Annotated in this window: 5 protein-coding genes and 1 pseudogene; 1 reads left to right on the top strand and 5 read right to left on the bottom strand. The window is 73.7% G+C overall.

The window, feature by feature from the left end; all coding sequences use genetic code 11:
- Positions 1-290 precede the first annotated feature (290 nt).
- The gene (locus AB0G63_RS38805; RefSeq protein WP_360760525.1) at positions 291-782 is read left to right on the top strand and encodes a DUF1707 and DUF4190 domain-containing protein; all 492 of its coding nucleotides are present in this window, start codon (positions 291-293) and stop codon (positions 780-782) included.
- Positions 783-806: 24 nt separating this feature from the next.
- On the opposite strand, the gene AB0G63_RS38800 is transcribed toward AB0G63_RS38805, so the two are convergent.
- From AB0G63_RS38800 to AB0G63_RS38780, 5 genes and pseudogenes are all read right to left on the bottom strand, one after another.
- On the bottom strand, positions 807-2,111 hold the full coding sequence (locus tag AB0G63_RS38800; RefSeq protein WP_360760523.1) for a M48 family metalloprotease: 1,305 nt from the start codon (positions 2,109-2,111) through the stop codon (positions 807-809).
- A 42-nt stretch (positions 2,112-2,153) separates the two neighbouring features.
- A complete protein-coding gene (locus AB0G63_RS38795; RefSeq protein ID WP_360760520.1) occupies positions 2,154-2,711 on the bottom strand; it encodes a Pycsar system effector family protein in 558 nt (185 codons plus the stop codon).
- Positions 2,708-4,399 carry a hypothetical protein gene (locus AB0G63_RS38790; RefSeq protein WP_360760517.1) on the bottom strand — a complete coding sequence of 564 codons (1,692 nt, stop codon included), beginning with the start codon at positions 4,397-4,399 and terminating at the stop codon, positions 2,708-2,710. Before AB0G63_RS38790 ends, AB0G63_RS38795 begins: the two co-directional genes overlap by 4 nt.
- A gap of 36 nt (positions 4,400-4,435) precedes the next feature.
- Entirely contained in the window at positions 4,436-6,898 is a 2,463-nt protein-coding gene (locus AB0G63_RS38785) for a hypothetical protein (RefSeq protein ID WP_360760515.1), read from the bottom strand.
- Positions 6,895-7,119: pseudogene (locus AB0G63_RS38780) on the bottom strand (hypothetical protein); the annotation flags it as partial. The gene AB0G63_RS38785 and the pseudogene AB0G63_RS38780, both read right to left, overlap by 4 nt.

The raw sequence follows: 7,119 nt of genomic DNA, 5'->3' as shown, positions 1-7,119 counted from the left end.
CTCCGCAGCGGTCTGCCCGACCCCTTCGAAGTCAGCGGGCTCGGTCTGGTCCGGGCGGACAAGGAACACACCCTCACGGCCGTCTGTGAGGGCCCACGGTCCCGCCCTTGTCGTGATTCACGGCTGTGGGACTGTGCCGGAATTCCCCACTTGGCACATGATGGAGGGACTAGGGGTTGTGGGGGAGGTGCTCCGTGTCCGATGAGTCGTCGCGGCCCTGGCAGCAGGGGCCCCGTGTGCCCCAGCCGTGGGCCGGCCAGGGTGTTCCGCAGCCGTGGGCAGGACAGAACATGCCGTCGGCGGCGTCGTCGATGCTCGCCTCGCACGCCGACCGTGAGCGGACCGTGGACGTGCTCAGAGCGGGGTTCGGCGAGGGACGTCTGGAGCAGCCCGAGTTCGAGAAGCGGGTGGCACGCGCCTACGCGTCCCGCACGGTCGGGGAACTGGCCCTGCTCGTCGCCGACCTGCCGCACGGCCCGATGCCGATGACGACGGCCCCGGCGCCCGTGCCGGGCACCTTCCTGCCGGTGCCCCCGGCGCGGACCAACGGCAAGGCCGTGGGCGCCTTCGTCTGCGGTCTGCTGTGCGTGCCGACGATGGGCTTCACCGGCATCCCGGCGATCGTCCTGGGCCACACCGCCCGCGCCGAGATCCGCCGCACCGGCGAGCCCGGCGACGGCTTCGCCCTGACCGGCGTGATCCTCGGCTGGCTGTCCACCGGCTTCTGGGCCCTGATGCTGGTGCTGGGGATGCTGTCGGCGGTCCTGTGGGGCGGCGGGTGACCGGGCTGCGGGGCGGCCGCGGGCTCAGTACGGCTCCGGCGGCCGGCACGGTGGCTGCGGCGGCTGGCAGGGCGGCTGCAGGTACGGCTGCGAGGGGTGCTGGAGCTGCTGGGGGTGCTGCGCCGGGAGGTAGGGCTGCAGGTGGTGCAGCCGGGTGGGGTGGTCCGGGTGCGAGGCGAGCAGCCTGCTCAGCGCGCTCTGCTTGACCGGCGCGCCCATCCGTGCGGCGATCACGGCCTGCTCGTACTGCTCCTGCCGGTGCAGTTTGTCGAGCACGGCGGCCAGCATCGGGGCGAAGCCCAGCGCGGCGGCGTGCTCGTCGGCCCGCAGCTCGGAGCGGCGGCCCACGGCGGCGAGGGCGTAGGGCACGATCAGGACCAGGAGCGGCAGGCCGTACAGAGTGCTGATCGTGGCCACTGCCACGATGCCGATCATCAGGACGGCGATGCAGACGCCGAGACAGCCGAAGACCTTCGAGACATGGAAGGCGACTACGGAGACCGTCTTGAGAACGCGCCAGGTGATCCGGCCCGGCAGCGCGTACCAGTAGCCGAGCAGGCCCGACCAGGCGTGACCGCCGACATGATGGCCCAGCTCGTGTGCCATGACGGCGGCGAGTTCGCCGTTCGGGAGCTGGTTCACGGCGAACCGGGTGACGCCGACGATATGACCGGCGGCGGCAACCGCGTTGAGCTGGTCGCTGTCCTGCACCCAGAGTTCGTATGTCCGGCCCTCCACTCCGGCACGGCCGGTGACCTCACGCCAGACCGGTTCGATTCTGGCTCGTTCATGCGGGGTGGGGTGGCGCAGTCGGAGTACATAGCGCGCGAGGGCGCGTTCAGTGGGGCGGTGGAACACGAGTGCGCCGCTGGCGAGCCAGAGCAGGATCACCAAGAAGCCGAATTCGCCGAAGAACAAGGACACCAGGCCGACGACGAAGAGACTGCACAGGAAGTTCGGCAGGTGCAGGAGGAGGCTGCCGACGGCTGTGGCGTCCGTCCGGCGCTGGCGGTCGGCGATGTGGATGCGGCGGGGGCCGGTGTCGATGTGGTGGGGGTGGTTCGGGTCGGTGGGGGCGGGGGGTGTGCCGGGCGGCAGCGCGGGCACCGGCGGCATGGCGGGCATGGCGGGCATGGCGGGCACGGCGGGCATGGCGGGCACGGCGGGCGGGGTGGGCGGGGTGTAGGGGTACTGGGGCGGGACGGGGGCGGCTGCCTGCGGGTACTGCGGGGGGTGAGGAGTCTGCGGGTACTGCGGGGGCGTAGCCGGTGGGTACGGGGGGCTCGGCTGGTGAGGCGGCTGGTGCGGGTACCGGGGTGGCTGGTCCATGGGGATTCCTCGAATCGGTGAAGGGACGTGCAGGGCGGGAAGTCAGCCGAGGAGCAGGGCGGCGGGCAGGAGGAGGGTTCCGGCGCAGAAGGCGATCAGGCCGACGCGGATCCACTGGTGTTTGCGTGCGGCGATCCGGCTCGTGTCGGTGAGGGCCGCGGCCAGCGCGGCCGCGGGGTCCTGCCGGGTGGTGTCGAGGGCGGACTCCAGCCGGCCGAGACGAACGGCCTCCTGGATGTCGCCGAAGTAGGACAGCGGCTGCCCGGGCTCCCACCGGGTGGCGCGGTAGCGGGGGAGAACGGTCAGGAGCAGCGCGAAGAGCGAGAGGACCAGCGCGGTCACCCCCGCCCACCACAGCACGGCACCGGTGCTGGAGAGTGCCGCCGGTGTCCAGCTCCGTCCCGCGAGCAGGCCGCCGCAGACACCCGCGGTCATACCGAGGGCGCCTACCAGTACGGAGGCCTTGTTGTCGGCGCGGGCGAGTTCGGCCCGTAACTCGGTCAGCAGGCGTTCGCACAGGGGGAGGAGCCCGGCGGGGCCATCGCCCGGAGCGGCGGGCGGGCTCGGCGGTGGGGCGGGCGGCGGGTCGAGCGCGGTCACGGCCCGGTCTCCTCGCGGCGGCCGGACTGGGGCGCGCTGCCCGGATCCGTGAGCGTGCCGCGCGCGTCCCCGGTGCCGGGTACGGCGCCGCCGCCCTGTGCGCCTTCGCCGTCGGGTACGTCGTCGAGGGCGTTCGGAACGTCCTGAACCGGCAGGGTCGGGTGCCGTCCGTAGCCCGGGGGCGGCTGCCAGGCGGGGGAGCCGGGAGCGACCGGGGCCGCGGGCAGCGGCACGGGGGGAGGTACGGAGGGAGATACGGGCGGCGGCAGCGGGACGTGGGGGTCAGGGGTCTGGGGTCCGGGGACGCCCGGCCCGCCGTACGGTCCGGGACCGCCGTACGGTCCGGGACCGCCGTACGGACCCGGCCCGCCGTACGGTCCCGGACCGCCGTACGGACCCGGCCCGCCGTAGTACGACGGCGCGGGCCAGGACGTGGTGGGCCAGGACGCGGCAGGTGCAGCCGCAGGCGCCGGCCCCGTGGACGAGGGGTCTGCTGGTGCGGGCGGCCCACCCTCCGGGAGCGCGTCATGAGGCCGCCCCGGATCCACCTGCCCCGGTTCTGTCACGGCCGGACCTGGAGGGGGCGGGCCGTCCGGCTGGGGCGGAAGCGCGGCGTGGGGCACGCCCGGCAGGCGCTGGTTGAGGATGTCGTGGACCGTGCGCAGGGCCAGCTGTTTGGGTCCCTCGAGCTCCCAGTTCTCGGCGGCGTTGCCGCCCAACAACTGCTTGACGAGGTCCATCTGGGCCTGGATCAGGCGGAGTTGGTCGTCCCGCATGCTGTTCATGACCAGCTGGGAGTCCTCCGGGTGCTGGGCCAGGTGCAGCGCCCAGGCGTGCACGCCGCCCTGCTGGAGGTGCCACTGGTAGAAGTTGATCTTCTCGGCTTCGAGCTGCTGCAGTTCCAGGGACTGCCGGCCTTGCCGCAGGGCGAGTTCGTGCTGTCGTCGCTGTTGGTCGAGGAGCAGCTGGTGCTGCTGCGCGCCGAAGGCCATGGCCCGTTCGATCTGGAAGGTGTCCTGCTGCCGGGCCCGGGCGTCCAGTTCGGCGTCGACCGCCATGCCGCGCTGTGTCGCGTGGATCTGTTCCGCGGCCGCGTGGTCGATGGCCTGGAGGCGGCGCTGGTGGTCGATGTCCTCCTGGTCGCGCCGCACCCGCAGGGTCCAGCTGACCTGCAGACCGGCGGGCGCGCCGAGTGGCCCGAGCAGATGCATCCGCTCCAGGAGCGCGTGTTCGGCCGCGGCGCTGTCGGCGACGGCGAACCCGCGGGTGACCGGCCGGGCCGCCTGCTGGAGTTCGCTCAGCAGCAGCCCGGGCACGTTCCGGTGCCCGGACGCCACGAACCGGGCCGGGTCGAGCACCTGCCAGGACAGCTCGACCTGAACGGTGAACTCGAAAGCGTCGTTGTCGCTCGGCAGGGTGAGCTCCGCGGTGTGCGGGTGGACGCCCATGTCCACCTCGTACACGGCGGTGTACCGGTTCGCGGCGATGTCGGCCCGCGTCGGCCGCCGGGGCGGCAGGTACGCCTCGTAGCCCCCTTTGGTGGTGGAGAAGACCAGGGCGTGGTCGATGCGGACGTACGACCTGAGGCTGAACTCGAAGCGGGACAGCTGGCGCACCGTCAGGACGGGGTCGGTCAGCGGGGTGTGCCGGTCGGCGTTCTGCTGCCACTCGGGCGGGCGGAAGGGCATCGGGATGTGTCTCCTCAGGGGGCGACCCGGCGCGGGTCAGCGGTGGGGCAGTGTGGTGAGCAGGCGGGCAGCGACGGACGGTGGCCTCTCGCCGTCCTCGCCGGGCATGGTCCGCAGCAGGTGGCTCAGCCTGTGGTGCTCGATGGCCGTGGTGACGAGGGCGGGCAGCAGCGCGGCCAGCGCCCACTCCGCGGCCCGGGACCGGTCGGCGATCAGCACCCACTCGCGGAGTGTGCCGAGCGCATCACCCGTGGTGTGCGGGTCGGCGAGGGCGGCTCGCCACAGGTAGGGCACGCCGTGGGCGGCGGGTCCACCGTCACCGACCGCGCGTGCGTACCAGCCGAGGACCAGGGGGGTGCCGTGCGGTTCGTCGTCCTCGGTGCGGGTGCAGGCGGACACGAAGCCGCCGAGGGTCAGACGGCGTACGGCCCGGTCGTCGTCGATGTGGGCGCGGAGTTCGGTGAGGACTTGGTCGGCGGCCGGGGACAGCAGCAGTAACCCGACCGACTGGGCGAGTTCCAGGGCCAGTTCGCCACCGGGGACGTCGCGGGTGTCGCGGGCGTCGGGGCCTTCGGTGTCAGCCGTGTCAGCGGTGTCAGCGGTGCCGTTGTGCAGTCGGCGTGCGGCACCGCGCAGCGCGGCCAGCGCCTGCTGCGGACGCTCCGGTCCGAGCAGGCCGTACGCCCGTACCGCCACCCAGCGCAGCCGCTGGTCGTCGCCCGAGCACCAGGCGTCGAGGATGCGGGGGACGTTGGGCGTGTCGATGAAGTGGGCGAGCGTGAGCGCGTTGACGGCGACGAGGCGGTGGCGGAACCAGTCGGAGGTGCCCCACGGCTCGATGATCAACGCCATCGCCGAAGGCAGATCGGTGAGCGCCAGGACGGCGACGGTGGACGCGGCGCGCGTGCGCACCAGCGGGCGGCCGTCGTCGGCGAGGTGCCGCAGCCACCGGACGAGAGCCGGCCGGGCGGAGGGGTGCCCGGTCCACACCGTGCTCAGCAGCAGGGCCGAGGTGCGCTCGTCGAGGAAGGCGGCCTTCGTCTGGGCCACCGGCCCCCACTCCGTCTGCTCGTCGTCGACGAAGGAGTGGGCGCGGGCGACCTGGAGGCGCCTGCCGATGTGGGTGCCGAAGACGGGGACCACCGGGACGCGGGAGGGGTTCTCGGTCTCCTGCAGGTACCGGTAGAGGAGGTCGCTGAGCTCGGCGGTGAGCGGGTACGGGCCGCCGTCGAAGGCGGCGAGGGCGACGAGGAACGCCTTGTCGCGCAGGTGAAGCAACGCCTCGTCCTCCGCGAACCACTCCTGGACCTGGTGTTCGAGCGAGACCCAGGAGAACCGGGCCACCGCCTCCTCGGTGACCTCCCCGGCCGCGTACCGGACGAGCAGCCGGGCGAAGCGGGCGGCCTCGCGGGGCTGGTGGACACGGCTGAGGAAGTCCTTCACCAGGGGGTGACCGAGCAGTTCCGCGGTGGTCTTCGGGGTCGTGCCGGTGCCCAGATGGGCGGCGAGGACATCGGCGGCGGCGGGGGCCCGCCACTCTTCGGGGGTGATGTCCTCCAAGGCGGTGCCGGGGCCGACCGTGATGACGAGGTAGGCGTTCTGCGCGGCCAGGCGGTCACGTACGGCCAGCAGGTGGTGCTCGCGCAGGGGGTTGTCGCGGCGGACGGAGAGGTCGCACAGGGCGTAGCCGAGGGCGGGCCTCGGGGCCCCGGCCCCGTCCTCGCCCTCCTCCCCGGCGTGCGGCTGCCCACCGGCGTTCGTGCGCGGCTCCTCCGGGCGCGTCCCGCCGGCCGGCTCCCCGCTGCCGGCGGCGGCTGCGCCGTTCACGCCGTTCGCGCTGTCCGCACCGTCCGTGGTGCCGGACCCGTCACCGGAGATCAGGTCGGCGAGGGAGCCCGGACCGGTGTCGCGGTCCAGGGCGCGTACGGGGGAGGCACCGAGCCGGTGGAGCAGCATCAGGGCGGCGGTGCGTCGGCCGGTGAAGCGGCCACCGGACAGCACCAGTACGCGCTCGTCGCGCAGCCGGTCCGAGAGGTGGGCCATGACCTCGTCGTCGGCGGCGAAGTGCGCGGAGAGCCGTTCCATGGCGGCACGCGGGATCTCCCCGGTGCCGGATGCGGACCCGGACAGGGAGCCGGAAGCGGAGGCGAACACCGACGCCGCGAAGGCGGGCATGGTCAGCTGGAAGATCTCGGTCTTGCTGCCCAGGAAGACGTCGCCGGAGAAGTTCCCGCCGCTGATGCCGCCGTGCTGGGTGCCGCCGTGCAGGCCGCCGTTGAAGGCCGACCGCGCCCCGACGTTCATGGTCGTCGGGGCGTGGTCCACCAGGTCGCGCCGGGCCGTCCACGCGTCCTGCGGCTGGTCCGGTTCCCCCGGTTCCTTCCCCGCGTCCGGCTGCGCGTCGTCCGCCGGGCGGGCCTCGCCGCCGGACTGCTCGGCCGGGCGGTCCGGGGCCGCCGGCGCCGGGCGCTCGGGGGACCGCGCCTCCTGCCCGCTCATGCGTCCTCCTCCCGTGCGGGACCGCCGCGGAGGCCGCTGTCGCCGATCGTCACATTGCCGTGGAAGTTCCCGCCGCTGATGCCGCCGTGCTGGGTGCCGCCGAACACGCCTCCGTTGACGGTGCCGCCGCGCAGATCGACGGCCGGGCCCGGCGCCGGGGCTCCCCGGGTTCCGTCCGGCGCCGGGCGGTCCTGACGGGGGCCGCCCGGGGTGAAGCCCTT

Origin of the sequence: Streptomyces sp. NPDC020996 (assembly GCF_040641355.1) — a bacterium.
In the GTDB taxonomy this organism is placed as follows: Bacteria; Actinomycetota; Actinomycetes; order Streptomycetales; family Streptomycetaceae; genus Streptomyces.
The sequence above is the reverse complement of the archived record's forward strand: the minus strand, read 5'-3'. Positions and strand labels throughout refer to the sequence as shown.